This window comes from Desulfoscipio sp. XC116 (genome assembly GCF_039851975.1).
Lineage (GTDB): Bacteria > Bacillota > Desulfotomaculia > Desulfotomaculales > Desulfallaceae > Sporotomaculum.
The window spans coordinates 542,174-565,892 of sequence record NZ_CP156660.1; the positions used below are offsets into that span (position 1 = coordinate 542,174).

The 23,719-nt window shown below is 53.6% G+C and carries 19 protein-coding genes; 18 read left to right on the forward strand and 1 reads right to left on the reverse strand.

Annotated elements, in window-relative coordinates; translation table 11 throughout:
• The first annotated feature begins 170 nt into the window (after positions 1-170).
• The 16 genes from ilvE (at position 171) to ABDB91_RS02700 (ending at position 19,264) form a co-directional block, all read left to right on the forward strand.
• Positions 171-1,049 (forward strand): branched-chain-amino-acid transaminase, encoded by an 879-nt coding sequence (gene ilvE, locus ABDB91_RS02625; RefSeq protein ID WP_347490080.1) that lies wholly within the window; start codon positions 171-173, stop codon positions 1,047-1,049.
• Between the two features lie 101 nt (positions 1,050-1,150).
• On the forward strand, positions 1,151-2,815 hold the full coding sequence (ilvD, locus tag ABDB91_RS02630; RefSeq protein WP_347490081.1) for a dihydroxy-acid dehydratase: 1,665 nt from the start codon (positions 1,151-1,153) through the stop codon (positions 2,813-2,815).
• Positions 2,816-2,955: 140 nt separating this feature from the next.
• Positions 2,956-4,614 (forward strand): biosynthetic-type acetolactate synthase large subunit, encoded by a 1,659-nt coding sequence (ilvB, locus tag ABDB91_RS02635; RefSeq protein WP_347490082.1) that lies wholly within the window; start codon positions 2,956-2,958, stop codon positions 4,612-4,614.
• Between the two features lie 14 nt (positions 4,615-4,628).
• Complete coding sequence (ilvN, locus tag ABDB91_RS02640; RefSeq protein WP_347491507.1) at positions 4,629-5,147, forward strand: acetolactate synthase small subunit; 519 nt, start codon at positions 4,629-4,631, stop codon at positions 5,145-5,147.
• A 5-nt stretch (positions 5,148-5,152) separates the two neighbouring features.
• Entirely contained in the window at positions 5,153-6,148 is a 996-nt protein-coding gene (gene ilvC / locus ABDB91_RS02645; RefSeq protein WP_347490083.1) for a ketol-acid reductoisomerase, read from the forward strand.
• A 303-nt stretch (positions 6,149-6,451) separates the two neighbouring features.
• Positions 6,452-8,119 (forward strand): biosynthetic-type acetolactate synthase large subunit, encoded by a 1,668-nt coding sequence (gene ilvB / locus ABDB91_RS02650; RefSeq protein ID WP_347490084.1) that lies wholly within the window; start codon positions 6,452-6,454, stop codon positions 8,117-8,119.
• Between the two features lie 15 nt (positions 8,120-8,134).
• Positions 8,135-9,667, forward strand: coding sequence for a 2-isopropylmalate synthase (locus tag ABDB91_RS02655; RefSeq protein ID WP_347490085.1), 1,533 nt, complete (start codon positions 8,135-8,137; stop codon positions 9,665-9,667).
• A gap of 17 nt (positions 9,668-9,684) precedes the next feature.
• On the forward strand, positions 9,685-10,947 hold the full coding sequence (leuC, locus tag ABDB91_RS02660; RefSeq protein WP_347491508.1) for a 3-isopropylmalate dehydratase large subunit: 1,263 nt from the start codon (positions 9,685-9,687) through the stop codon (positions 10,945-10,947).
• A 1-nt stretch (position 10,948) separates the two neighbouring features.
• A complete protein-coding gene (gene leuD, locus ABDB91_RS02665) occupies positions 10,949-11,461 on the forward strand; it encodes a 3-isopropylmalate dehydratase small subunit (protein WP_347490086.1) in 513 nt (170 codons plus the stop codon).
• Between the two features lie 2 nt (positions 11,462-11,463).
• Entirely contained in the window at positions 11,464-12,540 is a 1,077-nt protein-coding gene (gene leuB, locus ABDB91_RS02670; RefSeq protein ID WP_347490087.1) for a 3-isopropylmalate dehydrogenase, read from the forward strand.
• Between the two features lie 213 nt (positions 12,541-12,753).
• Positions 12,754-14,370: a citramalate synthase gene (gene cimA / locus ABDB91_RS02675; RefSeq protein WP_347490088.1), complete on the forward strand. Its 1,617-nt coding sequence runs from the start codon at positions 12,754-12,756 to the stop codon at positions 14,368-14,370.
• A gap of 48 nt (positions 14,371-14,418) precedes the next feature.
• On the forward strand, positions 14,419-15,225 hold the full coding sequence (larE, locus tag ABDB91_RS02680) for an ATP-dependent sacrificial sulfur transferase LarE (RefSeq protein WP_347491509.1): 807 nt from the start codon (positions 14,419-14,421) through the stop codon (positions 15,223-15,225).
• Between the two features lie 102 nt (positions 15,226-15,327).
• Positions 15,328-15,795, forward strand: a complete 468-nt coding sequence (gene larC, locus ABDB91_RS02685) for a nickel insertion protein (RefSeq protein ID WP_347490090.1) — start codon at positions 15,328-15,330, stop codon at positions 15,793-15,795.
• 72 nt (positions 15,796-15,867) lie between these two features.
• Positions 15,868-16,704, forward strand: coding sequence for a diadenylate cyclase CdaA (gene cdaA / locus ABDB91_RS02690; RefSeq protein ID WP_347490092.1), 837 nt, complete (start codon positions 15,868-15,870; stop codon positions 16,702-16,704).
• A gap of 7 nt (positions 16,705-16,711) precedes the next feature.
• The gene (locus ABDB91_RS02695) at positions 16,712-17,665 is read left to right on the forward strand and encodes a CdaR family protein (RefSeq protein WP_347490094.1); all 954 of its coding nucleotides are present in this window, start codon (positions 16,712-16,714) and stop codon (positions 17,663-17,665) included.
• 474 nt (positions 17,666-18,139) lie between these two features.
• Positions 18,140-19,264: a methyl-accepting chemotaxis protein gene (locus ABDB91_RS02700; RefSeq protein WP_347490095.1), complete on the forward strand. Its 1,125-nt coding sequence runs from the start codon at positions 18,140-18,142 to the stop codon at positions 19,262-19,264.
• 205 nt (positions 19,265-19,469) lie between these two features.
• On the opposite strand, the gene ABDB91_RS02705 is transcribed toward ABDB91_RS02700, so the two are convergent.
• On the reverse strand, positions 19,470-20,204 hold the full coding sequence (locus ABDB91_RS02705) for a hypothetical protein (RefSeq protein ID WP_347490096.1): 735 nt from the start codon (positions 20,202-20,204) through the stop codon (positions 19,470-19,472).
• Positions 20,205-20,403: 199 nt separating this feature from the next.
• Between ABDB91_RS02705 and ABDB91_RS02710 the strand changes: the two genes are divergently transcribed.
• Both ABDB91_RS02710 and ABDB91_RS02715 read left to right on the forward strand, forming a co-directional pair.
• Entirely contained in the window at positions 20,404-21,975 is a 1,572-nt protein-coding gene (locus ABDB91_RS02710) for an FGGY-family carbohydrate kinase (RefSeq protein ID WP_347490097.1), read from the forward strand.
• Positions 21,976-22,392: 417 nt separating this feature from the next.
• On the forward strand, positions 22,393-23,718 hold the full coding sequence (locus ABDB91_RS02715) for a DNA repair exonuclease (RefSeq protein ID WP_347490098.1): 1,326 nt from the start codon (positions 22,393-22,395) through the stop codon (positions 23,716-23,718).
• Position 23,719: the final 1 nt, after the last annotated feature.

The window sequence follows — 23,719 nt, forward strand, 5'->3', positions numbered from 1 at the left end:
GAAAATATCAGCGGGGTCTTATTTATTTTTATAGATTTTTTTAAGTTGGTACGGGGGGTGAAAAAACAGCGGCTGTTAATTAACCGGTAGTGGCGGGTAAATTTCGACATTTAGTGGTCATATTTGGGTTTAACCTAAAATTAACTGAATCATAACAGGAGTGTGAAGTTATGGGCCTTATAATTTATTTGGATGGTAAATATGTACCTGAGGAAGAAGCGGTTGTATCGGTATTTGACCATGGTTTACTATACGGTGATGGTGTGTTCGAGGGCATTCGGGCTTATCACAACCGGGTTTTTAAACTGCCCGAACATCTGGAAAGATTGTATGAATCAGCCCGCACCCTGACACTGGCCATTCCCGTCAGCATCGAGGAAATGCAGGAAGTCGTGCTGGAAACCCTGCGCCGTAATAATTTGCGGGATGCTTATATCCGTTTGGTGGTAACCAGGGGTAAAGGTGATCTGGGTTTGGACCCCCGCAAATGCTCGCGGGCCACTGTATTCTGTATTGCGGCTTCCATTCAGCTTTATCCGGAGGAATTGTATGAGCAGGGTTTGGAAATGGTCACTGTGGCCACCCGGCGCAACCTGGCGGAGGCCTGTAATCCCAGGGTTAAATCTCTCAACTACCTGAACAACATTTACGCTAAAATTGAAGCTGCTTTAGCCGGTGTGCCCGAGGCTATTATGCTCAATCAAGAAGGTTATGTAGCCGAGGCTACCGGAGATAACCTTTTCCTGGTTAAAAAAGGCAAGCTTATTACTCCGCCTATCTATGTGGGGCTGTTGGAGGGTGTTACCCGCAATGCCGTAATAGATTTAGCCCGGCAAAAAGGCATTGTCGTGGAGGAAAAAGTATTTACCCGGCATGATGTGTATAATGCCGATGAATGCTTCCTTACCGGTACGGCGGCTGAATTAATCCCCTGCGTGCGGGTGGATGGCCGCACTATCGGCAGCGGCAAACCCGGCGAAGTATTTCGGAGCTTGCTTAAAGACTTCCGGGCACTGACCAAGCTGGACGGACCGGTTATATTTGAGTAAATGATTTATTCACTAAACCATAATTTTGATTCGGTCTTTGTATTTGGGTATAACTATCGTTATTTGCAAACAGGTTTGCTGTTTGGATAGGAGGATTAAAATTGCGCAGCGATGCTATGAAAAAGGGGCTGGAAAAAGCCCCCCACCGTTCTTTGTTCAAAGCGCTGGGTATGACCGAGCAGGAACTGGAGCGGCCCATTATTGGCGTAGTCAATTCATTTAACGAAATAGTGCCCGGACATCTGCACCTGCGCGAAATCACCGAGGCGGTCAAGGCCGGTATCCGCATGAACGGCGGCACCCCCATGGAGTTTCCCGCCATAGCGGTGTGCGACGGTATTGCCATGAACCATGAGGGCATGAAATATTCCCTGGCTAGCCGGGAAATTATTGCCGACTCGGTGGAAGTAATGAGCATGGCTCATCCCTTCGACGGCCTGGTGCTGGTTACGGCTTGCGACAAGGTGGTGCCCGGCATGCTGATGGCCGCGGCCCGGATTAATATACCCGCCATTGTAGTCAGCGGCGGGCCAATGCTGGCCGGTCGTCATGCAGGCCGGGATGTGTCCCTCAGCAACATATTCGAGGCTGTGGGTGCGGTGCGGGCCGGTAAAATGACCGAGGCCGAACTGGCTGAAATTGAAGAATCGGTGTGCCCGGGATGTGGTTCTTGTGCCGGTATGTTTACCGCCAATTCCATGAACTGTCTCACCGAGGCCCTGGGCATGGCCTTGCCCGGCAATGGGTCGCTGCCCGCGATTTCCGCGGCGCGCCGGCGCCTGGCTAAATTGAGCGGTATGCGGGTGGTCGATTTAGTGCGGGAAAATCTGTGTCCTTCGGATATTATGACCGCTAAGGCATTCGCCAACGGTTTGGCCCTGGATATGGCCCTGGGCTGCTCCACTAATACGGTGCTGCATTTGCCCGCCATTGCCCACGAGGCCGGGGTGGAAATAAACCTGGATATTATAAATCAGGTCAGCGGGAAAACCCCCAACCTGTGCAAACTCAGCCCCATGGGGCCGTACTTTATGCAAGATTTGGATGAGGCCGGGGGGGTATCCGCCGTGCTCTGTGAACTGATAGCCCACGGGCTGGCTGACGGCAGTGCGGCAACCGTTACCGGTAAGACGCTGGGCGAAAATGTGTCCGGCGCGGCGATAAAACGCGGTGAGGTTATCCGCGGCGCAGCCGACCCGTACAGTCCCAGCGGCGGTATTGCCGTGCTGTACGGCAGCCTGGCCCCCGGCGGAGCGGTGGTGAAAAAGGCCGGGGTAGCCCCGGAAATGCTCAAACACCGCGGGCCGGCACGGGTGTTTAATTCCGAGGATGAGGCCTGCCGGGCCCTTATAGATAGGCAAATCCAAAAGGGCGACGTTATTGTTATCAGATACGAAGGGCCCAAGGGCGGTCCGGGTATGCGGGAAATGCTTACCCCCACTGCTACGGTTGCCGGATTGGGAATGGATAAGGATGTGGCATTGATTACCGACGGGCGGTTTTCCGGAGCCACCCGGGGGGCTTCTATCGGACACGTTACTCCCGAAGCCGCCGAGGGCGGTCCCATTGCTGCGCTTAAAGACGGCGATCTAATTGAGATTAATATACCCGAGTGTAAGCTGGATGTGCTTTTAAGCGATGAAGAGCTGGCCGCCCGGCTGGGCCGGTGGGTGAAGCCCGAGCCCAAAGTGCGCAAAGGCTACCTGGCCCGGTATGCCCAACTGGTCACTTCGGCGGGTACCGGGGCTGTTTTGAAAAAACTATAGGCTAATGACAGTTTCGCAACATACTTAAGAAAGCAACCTGGGTTTTCCATGATTGAGAATATGTGTAGTATACCAAGGTCCGGCCGACAAAATAATGTTATGGCCGGACCCCCAAATAATTTACCGGAGGTGGAAGGGGTATGCAAAAAACCGGGGCACAAATCCTGGTGGAAAGTCTCCTGGCCGAGGGGGTGGATACTATTTTCGGCTACCCGGGAGGGGTGGTGCTGCCGATTTACGATGTGCTGTATGATGCCGATATCCGGCATATATTGACCCGGCACGAGCAGGGCGCTGCCCATGCCGCCGATGGCTATGCCAGGGCCTCCGGTAAACCCGGAGTTTGTCTGGCCACGTCGGGGCCCGGGGCGACCAATTTAGTTACCGGCATTGCCAACGCTTATATGGATTCAGTTCCCATGGTGGCTATTACCGGGCAGGTGCCGACCTCTTTGTTGGGCAAGGACTCTTTTCAAGAGGCCGATATTACCGGCATAACATTGCCCATTACCAAACATAATTTTATAGTTAAAGACGTCAATGACGTTGCCAGGACGGTGCGGGAGGCTTTTTATATCGCCACCAGCGGCCGGCCCGGCCCGGTGCTTATCGATATGCCCAAGGATGTGTCCGTGGGCGTGGCGGAGTACACGGACCCGGGGCCGGTGCAGCTGCCGGGATATAAAACAAATAACGAGCCGGATACCGAGCAAGTGGCCAGGGCCGTCAGGGCGATTGAAGAATCCGAGCGGCCCGTTATTTATGCCGGTGGCGGAGTAGTGAGCGGCGGAGCGCACGGAGAGCTGTTGGAGCTGGCTGAAATGCTGCTGATGCCGGTGGCTACCACACTCATGGGCCTGGGTGGTTTTCCCGGCAATCATCCGCTGTCGGTGGGCATGCTGGGCATGCACGGCAGTAAATACGCCAATTACGCCATCAACGAATGCGATTTGCTGATTGGCGTGGGAGTGCGTTTCGATGACCGGGTGACCAGTAAGCTTGAGGAATTCGCCCCCGGTGCCGTCATCATGCATATTGACATAGACCCGGCGGAAATAGGGAAAAATGTAGGGGTGGATATTCCCCTGGTGGGTGATGTCCGGCTTACCCTGCGCAAAATAATTGAGCGTCTCAGGCCCAGGCTGGCCAGTCAATGGCGGGATAAAATCGGGGTCTGGAAAAAGGAGCACCCCTTTGAATTTGTGGAAAACGGGCGCATTAAGCCCCAGGAGGTTATCCAGGAGATTTTCAACGTAACTAAAGGCAATGCCCGGATTACCACCGAAGTGGGGCAGCACCAAATGTGGGCCGCCCAGTATTACACCTTCACCCGGCCCCGGACTTTCATATCATCCGGCGGACTGGGCACCATGGGGTTCGGTTTCCCCGCGGCCATCGGCGTGCAGGTGGCCTGTCCGGATGAGACGGTTATTGATATTGCCGGGGACGGCAGCATTCAGATGAATATCCAGGAGCTGGCCACGGCGGTGCATTATAATTTGCCCGTGAAAATAGCCATTATGAACAACGGTTTTCTGGGTATGGTCCGGCAGTGGCAGGAGCTGTTCTATAACCGCCGTTATTCCTACACCGAGCTGGATAACCCGGACTTTGTCAAGCTGGCCGAGGCCTATGGCGCCGTGGGCATACGGGTGAGCAAGAAATCAGAAGTACGGCCCGCCCTGGAGGAAGCCATGGCGTCGGCCAAACCGGTGGTGCTTGATTTTCCCATTGAGCGGGAGGAAAATGTATACCCCATGGTTCCCCCCGGCGAGCCCATCCATAAAATGCTGGGATAGGAGGGGTAGATATGCTGAGGCATACTCTGGCGGTGCTGGTGGAAAACAGCCCGGGCGTGCTGGCCCGGGTGGCCGGCCTGTTCAGCCGGCGCGGATACAATATCGACAGCCTGGCGGTGGGGCGCACCGAAAGTCCCGACGTGTCCCGGATGACCATCGTTGTTGACGGTGACGAAAGGGTTTTGGAGCAGGTCACCAAACAGCTGCACAAGCTGGTGGATGTGATTAAAATAAATGATATTACCGTTGATGAATATGTTGACCGGGAACTGGTGTTAATAAAGGTAAACGCGGACTCCGCCCAGCGGGGCGAGGTGATGCAGATTGCCGATGTGTTCCGGGCCCGTATCGTGGATCTGGGCCGCAAGACACTAACACTGGAGTGTACGGGTAACGACGGTAAAATAAATGCTTTTGAAGAATCCCTGCGCCCGTACGGCATCAAGGAACTGGTACGCACAGGCAAAATTGCCATGCTTAGAGGTTCAAAATATACAGGATACCAGGATAACGGTACCAAGGAGGAGATTTAATAACTATGGTTAAGGTTTATTACGATCAAGATGCAGACTTAGCGGTGCTCAAAGGTAAAAAGATTGCTATCATGGGTTACGGCAGCCAAGGGCATGCCCAGGCTCAGAACTTAAAGGACAGCGGTTTGGATGTAGTGGTGGGTTTGCGCAAGGACAGCGCCAGCTGGCCCAAAGTCGAAGCGGACGGCCTGACTGTAACCACGGTGGCCGAGGCCGCCAATCAAGCTGAAGTGATTCAAATATTGCTGCCCGACGAAACCCAGGCCCGGGTTTACGCCGAGGAAATCGCGCCTTATCTCACCGAAGGCAAGGCATTAATGTTCAGCCACGGCTTTAATATTCACTTCGGGCAAATTCAGCCGCCTAAAAATGTGGATGTGTTTATGGTGGCTCCCAAGAGTCCCGGTCACATGGTGCGCCGGATGTACGTGGATGGCCAGGGAGTGCCGGGGCTGATGGCCGTGCACCAGGACTACACGGGCCGGGCCCGGGAAACCGCCATGGCGTATGCCAAGGGCATTGGCTGTACCCGGGCGGGGGTATTTGAAACTTCCTTCGCCGAGGAAACTGAAACCGACCTGTTCGGTGAGCAGTGCGTGCTGTGCGGCGGTGTCAGCGAGCTGATCAAAGCCGGGTTTGAGACCCTGGTGGAAGCGGGCTACGCCCCGGAGATGGCTTATTTTGAGTGCCTGCATGAAATGAAATTGATCGTGGACCTGATTAACGAGGGCGGCCTCGGCTGGATGCGCCACTCCATCAGCAATACCGCGGAATACGGCGATTATATGGTGGGACCCCGTATCATTAATGAAGAGACCCGGGAAGAAATGCGGGCCGTGCTGGCGGAGATTCAAAACGGAGTGTTTGCCAAAGAGTGGATGCTGGAAAACCAGGCCAACCGCCCGGTATTCAACGCGATTCGCAAGCAGGAGAAAGAGCATCTCATTGAAGAGGTGGGCGCTGAGCTGCGGGACATGATGCCCTGGCTGAAGAAAAAATAAGCCGACTCGGTACCCGGTACGGTACCGCCGGTACCGTACCGGGTACCAGATGTTGAAAGATTGCGAGTTGCGAGTTGCAAGTTGAAAACGAACAGGGGTAACGCCCAATAAGTAATTTTAGCTGCGGCAGTAAACTCGTGCGGCTAAAGCTGAACATCGGGACTTTAGATGGGGTTTTAGCCCCATCTAAAGTAAAAATAAGAACTTTCGCTTATAAAAGTGGGAGTCTTGGAATTGGATAAAGAGCTTGGATGATATAATGCGCTATAGTATCGAGAGAATATGTTTTGAGGGGGACTCGCCATGGAAATAACGGCTGCCCAAGCCCTGGTGCAGTGCCTGGAAAAAGAACAAGTGGAAGTGATATTCGGCTATCCCGGTGGCGCCACCCTGCCGTTGTACGATGCCCTATATGATTCGCCCATCCGGCATGTGCTGGTGCGGCATGAACAGGGGGCGGTGCACGCGGCTGACGGGTATGCCCGGGCTACCGGGCGAGTGGGCGTGGTGATGGCCACCTCGGGACCCGGGGCCACCAATCTGGTCACCGGTATAGCCAATGCATACATGGACTCCATACCCCTGGTTCTTTTCACCGGCCAGGTGCCCACCAACCAGGTGGGTACCGATGCTTTTCAGGAAGTGGATATCACCGGCATTACTATACCGGTAACCAAACATAATTACCTGGTTAAGGATGCCGCCCAACTGCCCCGGATCATTAAAAACGCGTTTCACATTGCCGCCACCGGGCGGCCCGGTCCGGTGCTGATCGACCTGCCCAAGGACGTGGCCCAGGCCATGATTAAATTTCAATATCCTGAAACAGTGCAGCTGCGCGGCTACAGGCCTACTTTTCGCGGCCATCCCCATCAGATTGCCGAGGCGGCCCGGCTGATCGGCCGGGCCGAAAGGCCGGTGATTTACGCCGGGGGCGGCATATTAGGCAGCCGGTCCAGCGCGGAGCTGCTGGCTCTGGCTGAGACCATCAATGCGCCGGTCACCAATACCTTCATGGGCCTGAGCAGCTTTCCCGGTGATCACCCGCTGTTTCTGGGCATGCTGGGGCTGCATGGCAAACGATCCGCCAACCTGGCGGTAACCAACTGCGATTTGCTGATTGCCCTGGGTGCCCGGTTTGACGACCGGGTGACCGGCAAGGTTGCCGAGTTCGCGCCCCGGGCCGGAGTCATTCACGTGGATATCGACCCGGCGGAAATAGGCAAGAACATACCGGTGCACGTGCCCATTGTGGGCGATGTGAAACAGGTACTGCAGGAACTGCTGCCCCGGCTGAAAAAAAGAACCGATACCCGGTGGCTGGAGCAGATCCAGGCGTGGCAGAAGGAATATCCGCTGTTCTACGATGCCGGCTGCAGTGAGCTTAAGCCCCAATACGTGGTGGAGAAGCTGGACGAGATTACCGGGGGCAATGCCGTGGTGGCCACCGATGTAGGTCAGCACCAAATGTGGGTGGCTCAATTCTACCGGTTTAAACGCGTCGGCGGTTTAATTTCCTCCGGGGGTCTCGGCACCATGGGGTTCGGGCTGCCTGCAGCCATGGGCGCCCAAGTGGGCTTGCCCGGCGAACAGGTGATTCTGGTGGTGGGTGACGGGGGGTTCCAGATGACCATGCAGGAACTGGCCACCATTGTGGAACAGAAGCTGCCCCTGAAGATGATTATTTTAAACAATTATGTGCTGGGCATGGTGCGCCAGCTGCAAAAGGTTTATTGCCAGGGCCGGTACATGGCCGTGGATTTCCGGTTCCATCCGGACTTTGAAACGCTGGCCCGGGCATACGGAATTAAAGGATATACCATGCGCACCAAGGAGGAAGTGGACGAACTGCTGCCCCGGGCCCTGGCTGAGCCGGGGGCGGTTTTGATTAATTGTCTGGTTAGCGCCGAGGAAAATGTCAGTCCCATGGTGCTGGCCGGTAAATCCATCACTGAAGCTATTGATTGTTGATATGGGGGGATCCGCATGAACAACCGGGTGTATATTTTTGACACTACTCTGCGTGACGGGGAGCAATCCCCGGGGGTGAGTTTAAATGTCAGCGAAAAGTTGGAGATTGCCAAACAACTGGCCCGGCTGGGTGTGGATATTATTGAGGCGGGTTTTCCCATCACCTCTCAGGGTGATTTTGAAGCCGTAAAAAGCATTGCCCGGGAGGTGCGGGGGGTAACCGTGGCCGGGCTGGCCCGTCCCAATTTTGCCGATATCGACCGGGCCTGGGAGGCCGTCAAACAGGCCGATCAGGCGCGTATCCACACTTTTATCGCCACTTCGGATATTCATCTCAAGCACAAGCTGCGTATGAACAGGGAACAAGTGCTGGAGGCCGCCGTGGCGGGGGTAAAGCGTGCCAAAAGCTATACTGCCGACGTTGAGTTTTCCGCCGAGGACGCTTCCCGCAGTGATTTGGATTTTTTATGCCGGGTGTTGGAGGCGGTCATTGGGGCGGGAGCAACCACCGTTAATATACCCGACACCGTGGGCTACACCACTCCGGATGAATATGCCGAGTTTATCCGCAGTATTATGACCCGCACCAAAGGCATTGAAAGAGCCATCGTCAGCGTGCACTGCCATGATGACCTGGGCTTGGCCGTGTCCAATTCCCTGGCGGCGGTGCTGGCCGGAGCCAGGCAAGTGGAAGGGGCCATCAACGGTATCGGGGAAAGGGCGGGCAACGCTTCTATCGAGGAATTTGTCATGGCTTTATATACCAGGCGTGACCGGTACGGTCTGGAAACGGCCGTCAATACCGAAGAAATATACCGCACCAGCAAGCTGGTGAGCAAACTCACCGGCATGGATATTCAGCCCAATAAGGCGGTGGTGGGCAAGAACGCCTTTGCTCACGAATCGGGCATTCACCAGGACGGGGTTTTGAAAGAGCGCACCACCTATGAAATTATGAACCCGGCCATGGTGGGCCTGTCCCACAGCAATTTGGTGCTGGGCAAGCACAGCGGGCGGCACGCTTTCCGCTCCCGGCTGGTGGAATTGGGCTTCGTATTAAATGAAGATGAGCTGAATAAAGCTTTTGCCCGTTTCAAGGATTTGGCCGACCGTAAGAAGGAAATCACCGACCAGGATATTGAGGCCATTGTAGAAAACGAGATTCGCAAAGTGCCGGCTGTCTATGAACTGTCCTACTTGCATATCAGCAGCGGCACCACGGTGGTGCCCACAGCCACGGTCGGCTTGGCCAGGGGCGAAGAAATGCTGGAGGAGGCGGCCTGCTGCGGTAATGGCCCGGTGGACGCTATCTGCAAGGCGGTGGACAAAATAACGGGCTACAGCTGCCGGCTGGCCAGCTGGGGCATTAACGCCATCACCGCCGGTAAGGACGCTCTGGGCGAAGTTACTTTGCGTATAGCCGAGAACAATCACGAAAAGCTGTACATGGGCCGGGGCATCAGTACCGACGTGCTGGAAGCCAGTGCCCGGGCTTATGTCAACGCAGTCAATAAAATGATTTACGAAAAAGATAATCACTGTGATTAAAATGGGGGTGACAAATGATGGCCATGACCATCACCGAAAAGATACTGGCCGCTCATGCCGGGATGGACCGGGTGGAGCCCGGGCAGCTGATTAATGTTAAGGTTGATCTGGCTCTGGGTAATGATATCACCGCCCCCGTAGCCGTCCGTGAATTTGAAAGAATAGGCGTTAAGACAGTTTGGGACCGGGAGCGGGTGGTAATTGTACCCGACCATTTCGTGCCCAACAAGGATATCAAGTCGGCGGAGCAGGTTAAAGGATTAAGGGAATTTGTCCGCAAGCATAACCTGACCCATTTTTACGAAGTGGGCCGCATGGGCGTTGAGCACTGCCTGCTGCCCGAGCAGGGGCTGGTGGGACCCGGCGATCTGGTTATCGGCGCCGACAGCCATACCTGCACCTATGGTGCCCTGGGGGCATTTTCCACCGGGGTGGGCAGCACTGATCTGGCTGCGGCCATGGCTCTGGGGGAAACCTGGCTCAAGGTGCCCGAAAGCATTAAATTTGTTTATAATGGCGAACTGCCCCGCTGGGTGGGCGGTAAAGACTTGATACTGTATACTATCGGCCGGATAGGCGTTGACGGGGCGCTGTACATGGCTATGGAATTTGCCGGCCCGGCTGTTGAGACTTTGGGTATCGAAGGGCGGCTGACTATGGCCAATATGGCTGTGGAGGCCGGGGCTAAAAACGGTATTGTGCCCCCGGATGAGATAACCCGCCGCTATGTTGAAGGTCGGGCCAAACGGCCCTATAAGTTTTATCAAAGCGATGCGGATGCCCGGTATGCTCAAGTTATCGAAATTGACGTCAGCAAGCTGGAACCCCAGATAGCTTTTCCCCACCTGCCCGAAAATACGCGCCCGGTAAGCGAGGCCGCCGATGTAATCATCGACCAGGTGGTCATCGGGTCCTGCACCAACGGCCGCCTGTCGGATTTGCAGCTGGCCGCCGAGGTGCTTAAAGGGCGCCGGGTAAATAATAATTTGCGGCTGCTGGTTATTCCCGGCACCCAGGATATTTACATGCAGGCGCTGCGGGAAGGGCTGGTGGAACAGTTTATCGAGGCCGGCGCGGCGGTGAGCACGCCCACCTGCGGGCCCTGCCTGGGCGGGCACATGGGCATTTTGGCCAAAGGCGAGCGGGCCCTGGCTACCACCAACCGCAATTTTGTCGGCCGGATGGGCCATCCGGAAAGTGAAGTATATCTGTGCAACCCGGCAGTGGCGGCCGCCTCGGCGGTGCTGGGCCGTATTGCCGCCCCGTGGGAGGTGGAATAATATGCTGCTGCAAGGCAAGACATGGAAATTCGGCGCTGATGTGGATACCGATGCCATCATACCGGCCCGGTACTTAAATACCTCCGATCCGGCCGAGCTGGCCAAACACTGCATGGAGGATGCCGATCCGGGGTTTCCCGGCAAAGTACAGCCGGGCGACATAATTGTGGCCGATAAGAACTTCGGCTGCGGCAGTTCCCGGGAACACGCCCCCATAGCCATTAAGGCGGCCGGGGTAAGCTGTGTAATCGCCAAATCCTTTGCCCGGATATTCTACCGCAACGCCTTTAATATCGGATTGCCTATATTTGAGTGTCCCGAGGCGGCCCTGGCCATCCGGGAAGGCGATGCGCTAACCGTGGATTCGGCGCAAGGTTTGATTAAAAACCTGACTAAAAACGAAACCTACCAGGCTACCCCGGTGCCCGAGTTTATGCAGCAAATCATTGCCGCCGGAGGGCTGATCGGCTATGTATCGGAAAGACTGCGGGGAGCGGAACAAGGAGTGAAATAAAAATGTATACTATCACGTTATTGCCCGGAGACGGTATCGGGCCGGAGGTGGTCGCCGGGGCCGTGCAGGTGTTGCAGGCGGTGCAAGAGCACACCGGTGAGGAGTTTGTGACGCGGGAGGCCCCATTTGGCGGCAATGCTTACGATAAAACAGGCACCCCGCTGCCTGAAGAAACACTTAAGCTTTGCCTTGCCGGGGATGCCGTGCTGCTGGGAGCGGTGGGCGGTCCCAAGTGGGATCATCTGCCCGTGCAGCAGCGCCCCGAGGTGGGTGCGCTGCTGCCCCTGCGCAAAAATCTGGAGGTATTCGCCAACCTGCGCCCGTCGATTGTTTTCCCGGCCCTGGCTGATGCCAGCACCCTGAAACGGGAAGTTGTGGACGGACTTGATATAATGGTGGTGCGGGAACTTACCGGAGGTATCTATTTTGGCTCCAAACACCGGGAAACGCTGCCGGAAGGCGGTGTCAAGGTGGTCGAGACATTAGAGTACACCACCGGGGAAATTGAGCGGGTGGCCCGGGTGGCTTTTGAACTGGCCCGTAAAAGGACCGGCAAACTTACTTCGGTGGATAAAGCCAATGTGCTGGAAAGCTCGCGTTTGTGGCGGGAGGTCGTATCCGGCCTGGCCGGGGAATATCCCGATGTGGAACTTGACCACATACTGGTAGACAACTGTGCCATGCAACTGGTGCGCTATCCCAAACAATTCGACGTGCTGCTTACCGAGAACATGTTTGGCGATATATTAAGCGATCAGGCTTCACAATTGACCGGTTCCATCGGCATGCTGCCCTCGGCCAGCCTGGGCGGTAAAGTGGGGCTGTATGAACCCATACACGGCTCCGCCCCGGACATAGCGGGACAAAACCTGGCCAACCCCATAGCCACTATCCTTTCGGTGGCTATGATGCTGCGCCACTCCTTTAACCTGCCACAGGCCGCCGAGCTGGTGGAACAGGCCGTAGCCGGCGTACTGGACGAAGGTTACCGCACCGCCGACATTATGCAGCCCGGTATGCGGCAGGTAGGCACAGTGGAGATGGCCGAGCTAATTGGGGTCAGGCTTAAACTTTCTTAAACTTGTTGATAGGTGCCGGGTGTTGAAATGTTGAAAATCTAAGATTTTCAACATTTTAGCACCCGGCACCGGAGCCTGCCTTTTCGAACACCCACTTTAAACTATAACAACGGCTGGTCTGAACCCGCGGGAAATCCCGGGTCGAAAAAACAGGTGATTGTTTCCTTCCCGGGCCGGCGGTAAACTTTTTTCAGGAAAGGAACGGAGATAGACTTGCCAAGAGTGGAAATATATGATACGACCTTGCGGGACGGGAACCAGGGAGAGGGTATTTCCTTGTCCGCTAAGGATAAAGTTAAAATAGCCCTCAGACTGGATGAACTGGGCTTTCATTATATTGAGGGGGGCTGGCCGGGTTCCAATCCCAAAGATTTGCGTTTTTTTGAACTGATTAAGGAACACCGGCTGAAAAATGCCCGCATCTGTGCTTTTGGCAGCACCAGAAAATCTGGTATGGCCGCTGACCGAGATGAAAATTTGCAGCAAATTGTCCGTTCCAATGTACCGGTGGCCACAGTATTTGGCAAAACATGGGACTTTCATGTCCATCATGCTTTGCTGACTACTTTAGAAGATAATCTAAACATGATTCAAGAATCGGTGGCTTATTTAAAACAGCAAGGCATGGAAGTATTTTATGATGCCGAACATTTTTTTGACGGCTTTGCGGCAAATCAGGAATATGCTTTGGCCACATTACAGGCGGCTAAAAACGGGGGCGCCGCCCGGATTATCCTTTGCGATACCAATGGCGGACGGCTGCCCAATGAAATTTATGATATGGTATCGGCGGCCGGCCGGGTTTTAGACGTGCCTTTAGGGGTGCACTGTCATAACGACGGCGAACTGGCCGTGGCCAACTCACTGGCCGCCGTGCAGGCCGGGGCGATCCAGGTGCAGGGCACCATTAACGGTTATGGCGAGCGCTGCGGCAATGCCAACCTGTGCTCCATTATACCCAATCTGGCCTTTAAATGCCGGCTGCCCAGCATACCCGGGCAAAGCCTGGCCGAGCTGACGGAGCTGTCCCGGTTTGTCAGTGAGTTAGCCAATATGCACCCTATGGATAACCAGCCCTATGTGGGGGGCAGTGCCTTTGCCCACAAAGCCGGGGTGCATGTTAACGCGCTGTTGAAAAATCCTCACACCTACGAGCACATTGAGCCCGAAATGGTGGGCAATCGGCGCCGGGTGCTGGTTTCCGACCAGAGCGGCTTAAGCAACTTGCAGTATAAGTACCAGGAGCTGGATTTGGGGCTGGGTTTGGACAAAGAGGAAAACCGCAGGCTGCTGGAGGAGTTAAAAGAGCTGGAAAATCAGGGCTATCAATTTGAAGGCGCCGAGGGTTCGTTTGAACTGCGCCTGCGCAAGGCCTTCCACGGTTATCAGGAGCCGTTCTCGCTGGAGAACCTAAAAATTTTGATCGAAGTGCGTGACGGCAGCGTTTATTCCGAGGCCATTATCAAGATTAATGTCAACGGTCAGGTGGTGCATACCGCCGCCGAGGGCAACGGCCCGGTTAACGCCCTGGACAATGCGCTGCGCAAGGCCCTGGAGGGTTTTTACCCGGAAATTTCCGGTATGCAGCTTAACGACTATAAAGTGCGGGTGCTGGATGAAAAGGACGGCACCGGAGCCGTGGTGCGGGTACTGGTGGAAACCGGAGACGGACACTGTTCCTGGGGTACGGTAGGGGTAAGTCCCAATATTATCGAGGCCAGCTGGGAAGCTTTGGTGGATAGTATCGCCTATGGTTTGTTGCGACAGCGGAATAAGGATGAATTGGATACCAAAAAAATGATTACCGGGGTTTTCCGCGGTAAATGCTAATGAGATGACCGGAATTTGTCTTCCGGGCCGGAGGTAAAGAACTTGACGATGCAAAAATACCGACAGTTGAAGGACCATTTGCGGGCCTTTAAAAGCATGCTGGTAGCCTTCTCCGGCGGGGCGGACAGTACCTTTCTCCTTGATGCGGCTATCGACGTACTTGGAGCGGACAATGTGCTGGCGGTTAATTTCCATGCTCCCTTTCATGAGGAAAACGAATTAATTGAAGTGCGGGAACTGGCCGCCCACTTTAATTGCCGGCTGGAGGTTATACGGGACAGCGGTTTGTTGGATAATGCCGATTTCTGTGCCAACCCGCCCGGCCGGTGTTACATTTGTAAGGGTACTATTTTAGCCGCATTACTGGCACTGGCCGAACAAGAAGGCCTGGACGCCGTGGCTGAAGGCTCCAACGCCGATGACTCGCGTGATTATCGCCCCGGCGGGCAAGCGGTGCGGGAATTGCATGTGCTAAGCCCTTTGCAGAGCGTTTGCTTTACCAAGCAAGAAATCAGGCAGTTGTCCGGAGAGCGGGGACTGCCCACCTGGAACAAACCCTCCTCACCGTGTTTATGCTCGCGCATTCCTTACGGCAGTCCGATTACATATGCAAAACTGCGGCAAATTGAGTATGCGGAAAGTTTCTTAAAGGATGCCGGTTTCCCCGAGGTGCGGCTGCGGCATCACGACTGTTTGGCCCGCATTGAAATACCCGCCGATAAAATGGCTGATTTATTGGACGGGCAAATGCTGTCCCGGGTGCAAAGCTGCCTGAGAGGCCTGGGGTTTCAATACATAACTTTAGACCTGCACGGCCTAAGAAGCGGCAGCTTAAATGAAATATTGCGGGTTTAAGCAAGCTCCGGCAATCATGCCTGGCCTCTTAAAATAGGTTATGGTAATGTATTGCCGTTTTTTATTTACCATATAATTATAGAAGCATAAGAGGGTGCGAAAATGGTTTATTCTGAAGAAGTGCTGGTTATGGAAACCGCTGTTGACGATATGAACTCGGAATTTTTTCCATATCTGGTGGACCGGCTGTTGGAGGCCGGCGCCTTGGACGCTTACTTGCAGCCCATTATTATGAAGAAGGGGCGGCCCGGGACTATGCTTACGGTGCTGGCCAGGGAGGACAGGCAAGACGTTCTTTTAAAAATTATTTACTCGGAAACATCTACTCTGGGGGTGCGCTTGCGTACTGAACGGCGCATTTGCCTGCACCGGGATTTTCTCACGGCGCAGACTGACTATGGTGCGGTGCGGGTTAAACTGGCTCTGGAAGAACCCGGGGAACAGCCGCTGAGGTACGCCCCGGAGTTCGAGGACTGCCGGGCCAGAGCTCAAGAGCACAGTGTGCCGGTACAAAGTGTATACCGGGCGGCAATGCTGGCGGTGGAGGACTCGTTAAAAAATAGTAAATAGTAACAGCACTCGTTTTCGTTGCAGGCCATGTGTTAAAATATTATAAGTAAAGTGTATTTATGGAGGCAAAGGATGGAATACCTCAGGGTGCTGAAAGATAACCTCAGTCTTAATTTGGACTTGTTTAATATAGTCAGTATTATTGATATTTTAATCGTGGCCTTTGTACTTTATCGTTTAATTATGCTTATCCAAGGCACACGGGCTGTGCAATTGATTAAAGGTTTGGTGGTTCTGCTCGTAGCCACCGCGGTGAGCAGTCTGCTTAATTTGAACACCGTGCATTGGTTGCTTAGATATACTATGACAGGCCTGTTTGTGGCGCTGCCCATTGTATTTCAGCCGGAGCTGCGCCGTGCTCTGGAAAAGCTGGGCGGCGGCGACTTCTTTGCCCGTCCGCTGACTCAGATGGCCGAAGGTGATCGGAGTGCCTTAATTAATGAGGTGGTGCGGGCGGCCCTTAATATGTCCGCTACCAGAACCGGGGCGCTGATTGTACTGGAACGCACCATAGGCCTGCAGGAATTTGCGGATACGGGTGTCAAGATAGACGGTATGGTATCAGCGGAGCTGCTGATGAACATTTTTATCACCAAGTCGCCGCTGCACGACGGAGCCGCCATTATCCGGGGAGACAGGCTTGTCGCCGCGGCCTGCGTTTTGCCGTTATCCGAAAGCAGGGAATTAAGCAGGGAGCTGGGCACCAGGCACCGGGCCGCCGTGGGATTGACGGAGCAATCGGACGCTCCGACGGTGGTGGTATCGGAAGAAACGGGCAATGTATCCATGGCCCTGGAAGGAACCCTTTACCGGCGTTTGAATGAGGCGGGATTGCGTGAGCTGCTGATTAAGTTTTTACAACCTGCCACCACACGCAGTGCTCTGTCTTCACTGTGGCAGAGGAGGTGATATGCCGATGGCTTTTCGCTGGCGGGATAATTCCATAAGGATACTGGCTGTTTTTATGGCTTTGGTGCTCTGGGTATATGTGACTAATGAGCAAAACCCGGTAATCAACCGCACCTACCATATTCCCCTAACGGTACAGGGAAAGCCAACAGGTTATGTGACAAGCGGAGTGCCGGAAAAAATATATATTAAGGTGCAAAGCCCCAAAAGCATTGGCGCTACCCTGGGGGCGGGTGATTTCACCGCCCGGGTAAGCCTTTTGGGTATTACAGAGGGTGAGCGGGAGCTGCCCGTACAGGTTACCGCACCTCCGGGTGTGGAGGTGCTGCAGGTAACGCCTCAGGCGGTTCGGGTTCTGGCGGACAGGATAACAGAAAAGAACGTACCGGTAGCGCTTAACCTGAAAGGGAAAGTCTCGCATGGACTGCAAAAAGGCGAGCCTGTTTTAAAACCGCCGGTAGTAACTTTACACGGACCCAGTAAGCTGTTGGCCGAAATTAACCGTATCGGCGTTACGGTGGATGTTTCCGGAGCGGCTGACACTTTAGTACGGGATGTGGCCGTACAAACAGGTGTTAAGGGCGTAACCGTCAGTCCCGGCCGGGTTTCGGTGACTGTGCCGGTGGCGTCATTGCCTGCCGGTGAATTGCCTGTACGCGTTAAGCTTACCGGTGAACCGGCGGAGGGGTATGCGGCGGGTGATCCTCTGGTGCAGCCTGCTTTTGTACAGGTGACCGGGCCGCAGCAAGTGCTTGACAGCCTTATCTCGGTGAACACTATGGCGGTCGATATCTCCGGTGCCGCTGAAAATGTGGAAAAAGAAGTTGTGCTTATGCTGCCGGACGGGGCTGTATCGGTACGGCCCGACCGTGTGCATGTTACGGTGCGTATTGCGCCGGTGGAAACGGAACAGCCGCCGCCACCGGTGGAAGAAGAGAACCCGGAAAGTGAGAACGGTTAGCCTAAAGACGGTAATTTTAAATGTCCCGGGACTTCTCAATAAGGAGGATCCCGGGTGTTTTTTTGGGGGGATAAAAACTTTTGTAAATATTATTATACAAAATATTTTTAAAAAATTTAAATACTTGCAGGAGAAAAATAAATCACAATAGAAAATTATACACCATATTTCCTACATTAACAAAAAGATACATTTTTTTTGACAGGTTAAGGGACTGGTGTCGTAAAGCAGGGAAAAGGTCAGATGGTCGCGGCATATTAAATGTAACAGCTATGGAGGCGGCACTGTAAGGATATGACCAGGCGCCGGCGGATTTAAGGGGAGTACAGCGACATCGTTGTCGAAAAGGAGGTTTAAAAGTAATGCAAATAGATAAGATGTATTGACTGAATTAATAGAATGGCGCGGTAATTCGGCGGGTATTATGTTCGCCTGGATACTTACATGGTTCCAAGGGAGAGGAGGAGTAAACCGATGAACATTAAGAAATTAACGCTGACTAGATACATACTCAGAACTGCTATTTTAGCCATGCCGGGTGGCGCGATTATAGGTTTTGTTGCTTTTACTTGTTTTAGTACGGTGATCGGTGCTTTGATATTTGGCGGCATAGGCGCGTCATTAATTGGCATAGGCATTAGTACTAAAAATTACAAGCAGCTTATTGACCCAATGAAAACGATCATGGGTGATTTGGACCTGCTTATTTCTCGCAGCAATATAAAGGACGTCAAGGAAATCAAAACCATAGAGGATATTAACAGGGCATTCGGGCTGGTTATTGATAATCTTACCGGTAATTTAAACGTTATGGCGGAGAGAATCGAAGAAACCTCAAAGCAAATTATTCAATATGTAGAGCAAAGTACCGCCGGGGCGATAGGGACAGCTTCCTCAATAGACCAGGTATCCGGCAACGTGCAGCAGGTGGCGGCCAATTCTCAAAATATCGCCAAAACCGCCGATGATACTGCCGTGAAGGTCCAAAAAGGCCATGAGGGTATTGAACGCATATTGGAGCAAATGGATGCTATAAAAAATGCGGCGTCCAGCAGCGGAGAAGAGAATAAGTCATTGCATGAATCGACTACTAAGATATCCCAAATTGCTGAATTAATTACCCAAATTGCCGACCAAACCAACTTGCTGGCGCTCAATGCCGCTATTGAATCGGCCAGGGCCGGGGAACATGGCCGTGGATTTGCCGTGGTGGCCGAAGAAGTGAGGAAACTGGCTGAACAATCTGCGAACGCGGCCAGGGAAATCCATGATCTTATCAACACTACTCAACAAAAATCCCATAAGGTACTCCAGGTTATGACGCAAGGGGCGGAACAGGTAGCAGCTAGTACACAAGTTGTGCATGATGTGGAGAACACGTTTAATAGTATTATTGAGTCCGTGCAGCATTTGGCAGGTGATGTAAAGGCAGTGGCGTCGGCCTCGGAAGAAATTTCTTCGGCCATACAGAATGTGTCTGCGACGGCGGAAGAGCAGTCGTCCTTAATGGAGCAATTTGCCGGCACTGCGCAAATACTTAATGATTTAACGGAAGATATAACAGCACTTGCAAAGGGGTTTAAAGAGCACAGGCAGTAGGCCGGTGCAAGTACGCAGCAGGATTGGGGTCAGGCACTACAACGAAAAGTATGTGATTTTGGCGTGCCAACGAAAGAGTTATCCATTTCTTTCATCCTCTATGGCGCCGCGCAAGCGGCATGCAAGCGGCATGGGTGTCCATGAAAAAATTAGGCTGTGCCTGAACGCCCGGCATGTTGTCCGGGCGTTCAGGCACAATGAACGGTTATGGATGAACAGCAGTAAATTTGTCAAATAACTCGATGAGGATTTTATTAAATTCATCTTCGCTGCTGATCTCCCTGTTTTTGTCAACCTCGGGTAATACGCCTAGCACGGGTATTTTATATTCCTGAGCCACTGCTTCAGGCATATCCTCGATAGGGGAAGGCTTCCGGTTAAACAGTAATTTGATTTTTTCCAGGGGGAAATGTACATATTCGAGATCCCAGATGAAGTGCTGCAATAGTTTGAGATTGTATCTAAAGGTATCTACCACAAATATGGGCAGATTCACGTCTTCCAATACCATGTAAGTGAAGCTGGTGGGAATATTGCTCATATCAAAAATAATAACATCGTAGTCACTTGCTTTTAGGGAGTTGTAGATGATTTTTATTTCATAATAAATGTTTCCATAACCGGGCAGTTTTTTATTGGAGCTGGTGGTCAAAATGTCCAGGCCGGACGAATGCTTTTGTAAAAATTGCGTCCACCGGGCCTGGGTATATTTTACGTCAATAATGGGCGTTTGTCTGCTGGCCAGGTAAATGTCTTCACACCAGTCACTAATGTTGGGATGCCGGTTAAGCTGCAGCCATTTGGTTACGTCGCCGGTATGAATATCCAAGTCTACCAGTAGTGTCTTAAACCCTTTTTTCTGGCTGATTAAGGCTAATTCTACAGCTATGGTGGTATTGCCGCTGTTTTTAGCGATTCCGTACACCGAAATTGTTTTCATAAGTCATCTCCTTTATATTATTTTTTACTACCCGGTTATCCCTTAAAAGGTTTATAATTCATTACATGATAAGTTGCATGATTCTATTAAGGATTAGTATTAAATGCTTTGTTAATTATTTAACACATTATAATATGCATGACACTTTGAATAAAGGGTTTTTTTGCGATTAACGCACTTTTAACGGGAGCTGAACGGCATGCGAAAAGAATTGGTTTTAGCTATCGACGTAGGTACTCAAAGTGTGCGGGTCCTGGCTTTCGATGCCCGGGGACTACTGATTGACAGCGCCAGTATTGTTTATCCGCTGCCTTACCGGTCGCCCCGGCCCGGGTGGGCGGAGCAGGATCCCGGCTATTACTGGCAGTGTCTTGCCGAATCCTGCCGCAAATTATGGAGCGCGGGATTGGTATCTCCCGATGCGCTAGCCGCGGTATCTGTCACTACTCAGCGGGCAACTATGGTGAATCTTGACGGACAGGGAAACCCACTGCGTCCGGCCATTGTCTGGCTGGATCAGCGCCGCGCGGGGCAACTGCCGTCTTTGGGCTGCCCGTGGCGTATTTTATTTCGCCTGGCGGGTCTGTTCGACACGCTGCATTATTTGCAGGCTGAAGCTGAAGTAAATTGGCTGCGGGAGAACCAGCCTGATATTTGGGAAAAAACAGCCCATTATCTTTTCCTGTCGGGCTATCTTGCATACAGATTAACCGGTAATTTTGTGGACTCCGCGGGCTGCCAGGTGGGTTATATGCCCTTTGACTTTCGCGAGCAGCAATGGGCGGCCCCCTCCAACTGGAAGTGGCAAGCCATTCCGTTAGACCGGGAAATTCTGCCCGAGCTGGTGTCTCCCGGGACACGCCTGGGCAATATAACCAGGGAGGCGGCCCGTGCCACCGGGCTGCCTCACGGTCTGCCCGTAATTGCCGCCGCTTCGGACAAGGCCTGCGAAGTGCTGGGCGCTGGTTGTTTGGAGGCTCACCAGGGCTGTGTCGGCTACGGTACCACCGCTACCATTAATGTGAATGTGCGGCAATATATTGAACCCATTCGGCTGATACCGCCCTATCCCAGCGCCTGTCCCGGAGCATATAACATGGAGGTGCAGATTTACCGCGGTTTTTGGATGGTATCCTGGTTTAAGGAGGAGTTCGCCTGGCATGAGCGAAACCTGGCCCGGCAGGCGGGGGTGCGCACAGAGGAATTGCTGGAGGAAATGGTAGCTAAAGTGCCCCCCGGTTCGATGGGTTTGATACTGCAGCCTTTCTGGTCACCGGGGGTCAGATACCCGGGTCCGGAGGCCAAGGGCGCCATGATAGGCTTTGGAGGGGTACATACCAGAGCCCACATGTACCGGGCACTGCTGGAAGGTTTGGCCTATGCTGTCCGGGACGGGCGGGAGAGGATTGAAAAACGCACTAAAGTTCCGATCAGAGAGCTTTTTGTGTGCGGGGGCGGGTCTAAAAGCGATCAAATGATGCAGATTACCGCCGATGTGTTCGGCCTGCCGGCTGCCCGGACCGCGGTTTATGAGGCTTCGGGGTTGGGCGCCGCCGTACTGGCGGCGTTGGGTGCCGGTCTGCATGCGGATTTGGAAACAGCGGTGCGGGAAATGACGGCGGTGGGCCGGGTCTTTGCGCCCCATGCCCGGTCGGTGGAGATTTACGATAAGCTTTACCGTAAAGTGTACCGGCACATGTACGGAAAGCTGCGCCCTTTGTACAAGGCTATTCAATATATTACCGGGTATCCTAAAAAGGCGGGAAGATAAGTAAGGGAAATATATCACAACAGAATGTCCTTAAATTTGGGGCAATTGGCTATACGGCGCTGCCGGGTCCGGTAAGCACGGCGGAATATTTACGGGGCTGTGGTGAAAAGGGTTCGGTCTATGTGCTTTTGAGTTGCAAGTGCCGGTTAATGCGGCACTTTAAATATATATATGTAGGCGGCAATGGCCAGCATGGTAAATGCTATGGTGAAACGTACTTTGTCGGGCATATAAGTCCTCCTCTCCCTTTTTTGGTATCATTTTAACCGGTTTCGGAAGAAAACTCAACCGGATCCGGATGCTGCCGGTTACCTTGCAAGACCCATAAAACAACTTTGCTTTTAGTATGCATACGGCGACATATCGCTAAAGCCGGTAATTTGTTGACTAAGTTTAGATTAGAACCGGGTGATTTTTATGAACGAAGGTTTTTCTTTTATTCACGCGGCGGATTTGCACTTGGACAGCCCTTTTCGCGGTTACGGCCAAATTGATTTTGCGGACGCGGCCACCCGGGAAAATGTGCTCCGGCAGCTGCGGGATTGTACCTTTACGGCTCTTGACAATATAGTGCGGGCCTGCCTGGCCCGCCGGGTGGATTTTTTGGTGCTGGCAGGCGATATCTATGATCTGGCCGACCGCAGCCTGCGGGCGCAGCTGCGTTTTCAAAACGCCATGGAACAACTGGCCGAGGCGGGCATCCCTGTTTTTGTGGCCCACGGCAATCATGACCATGATGATGGCCGGTGGGCTGCGCTTACCTGGCCGGACAGCGTTTATTTTTTTTCGCCGGGTGAGGTTGCGGCCCGGCCCGTGGTGCGCCGGGGGCTGGAAATCGCGCGTATCTACGGTATCAGTTACCCCCGGCGGGATGTGCACGAGAACTACGCCTCTTTATTTAAGCGCGAGCCAAACGTCCCCTTTGCTTTGGCCGTTTTGCACTGCAACGTGGGAGGAAATGCGGAACACGCCAATTACGCGCCTTGCGGGCTGGAGGAGCTGGTGCGTGCGGGTTTTGATTACTGGGCATTGGGGCATGTGCACAGCCGCCGGCTGTTGTGTAAACAAAATCCCTGTGTAGTTTATCCCGGCAACCCGCAGGGGCGCAACCCCCGGGAAACCGGTGCCCGGGGCTGTTACCTGGTCCGGGTGAACACCGGCGGCGCGATAAAGCTTGAGTTTTTAGCAATGGACGGTGTGCGCTGGGAGCAAGTGCGGGTACCCATTGACGGGCTGGCAACGGAACAGGAACTGCTGGAGAGAATTGATGAGCAGCTGGCCGTTTTGCGTTATCGGCATGACGGCCGGTCGGTGGTGGCGCGGCTGGAGCTTACCGGGCGCGGTGTGCTGCACCGGTCATTGCGGTATGACGGTGTGCCGGAAGGAATATTGGAGGAAATGCGCTGCCGCTTTGCCGGGCCCGAAGGCAGCTTTGTATGGTTGGAATCCATTCGCTGCAGCACCGGCTTAGCGGTGGATAAAGAGGCGCTGCGCAATAGTGAAACTTTGCTGGGGGATTTGCTGGCTATCAGCCGGCAGGCCCGGGAATCGCGCGGAACGGCGGGAGGCCGGGACGGGGAGATGCGGGATATGCTCCGGCAGGTGCTTGCCCCGCTGCACCATCGGATTGCCCGGCATATACCCCTGCCGGAGGATGATGAATTTGACGCTCTGCTGGAAGCGGCCGAGGATATGGCTCTGGACCTGCTTTGGGAGCAAGAGGATAATGAAGGGAACGGTTGAT

Excerpts from the sequence above, each read along its gene's own strand:
- ilvE (WP_347490080.1), top strand. The coding sequence starts at position 171 with ATGGGCCTTATAATTTATTTGGATGGTAAATATGTACCTGAGGAAGAA.
- leuB (WP_347490087.1), top strand. The coding sequence starts at position 11,464 with ATGTATACTATCACGTTATTGCCCGGAGACGGTATCGGGCCGGAGGTG.
- cdaA (WP_347490092.1), top strand. The coding sequence starts at position 15,868 with ATGGAATACCTCAGGGTGCTGAAAGATAACCTCAGTCTTAATTTGGAC.
- larC (WP_347490090.1), top strand. The coding sequence starts at position 15,328 with ATGGTTTATTCTGAAGAAGTGCTGGTTATGGAAACCGCTGTTGACGAT.
- leuD (WP_347490086.1), top strand. The coding sequence starts at position 10,949 with ATGCTGCTGCAAGGCAAGACATGGAAATTCGGCGCTGATGTGGATACC.
- larE (WP_347491509.1), top strand. The coding sequence starts at position 14,419 with ATGCAAAAATACCGACAGTTGAAGGACCATTTGCGGGCCTTTAAAAGC.
- ABDB91_RS02710 (WP_347490097.1), top strand. The coding sequence starts at position 20,404 with ATGCGAAAAGAATTGGTTTTAGCTATCGACGTAGGTACTCAAAGTGTG.
- ilvB (WP_347490084.1), top strand. The coding sequence starts at position 6,452 with ATGGAAATAACGGCTGCCCAAGCCCTGGTGCAGTGCCTGGAAAAAGAA.
- ABDB91_RS02705 (WP_347490096.1), bottom strand. The coding sequence starts at position 20,204 with ATGAAAACAATTTCGGTGTACGGAATCGCTAAAAACAGCGGCAATACC.
- ABDB91_RS02715 (WP_347490098.1), top strand. The coding sequence starts at position 22,393 with ATGAACGAAGGTTTTTCTTTTATTCACGCGGCGGATTTGCACTTGGAC.
- ABDB91_RS02700 (WP_347490095.1), top strand. The coding sequence starts at position 18,140 with ATGAACATTAAGAAATTAACGCTGACTAGATACATACTCAGAACTGCT.
- ilvC (WP_347490083.1), top strand. The coding sequence starts at position 5,153 with ATGGTTAAGGTTTATTACGATCAAGATGCAGACTTAGCGGTGCTCAAA.
- leuC (WP_347491508.1), top strand. The coding sequence starts at position 9,685 with ATGGCCATGACCATCACCGAAAAGATACTGGCCGCTCATGCCGGGATG.
- ilvB (WP_347490082.1), top strand. The coding sequence starts at position 2,956 with ATGCAAAAAACCGGGGCACAAATCCTGGTGGAAAGTCTCCTGGCCGAG.
- ABDB91_RS02655 (WP_347490085.1), top strand. The coding sequence starts at position 8,135 with ATGAACAACCGGGTGTATATTTTTGACACTACTCTGCGTGACGGGGAG.
- ABDB91_RS02695 (WP_347490094.1), top strand. The coding sequence starts at position 16,712 with ATGGCTTTTCGCTGGCGGGATAATTCCATAAGGATACTGGCTGTTTTT.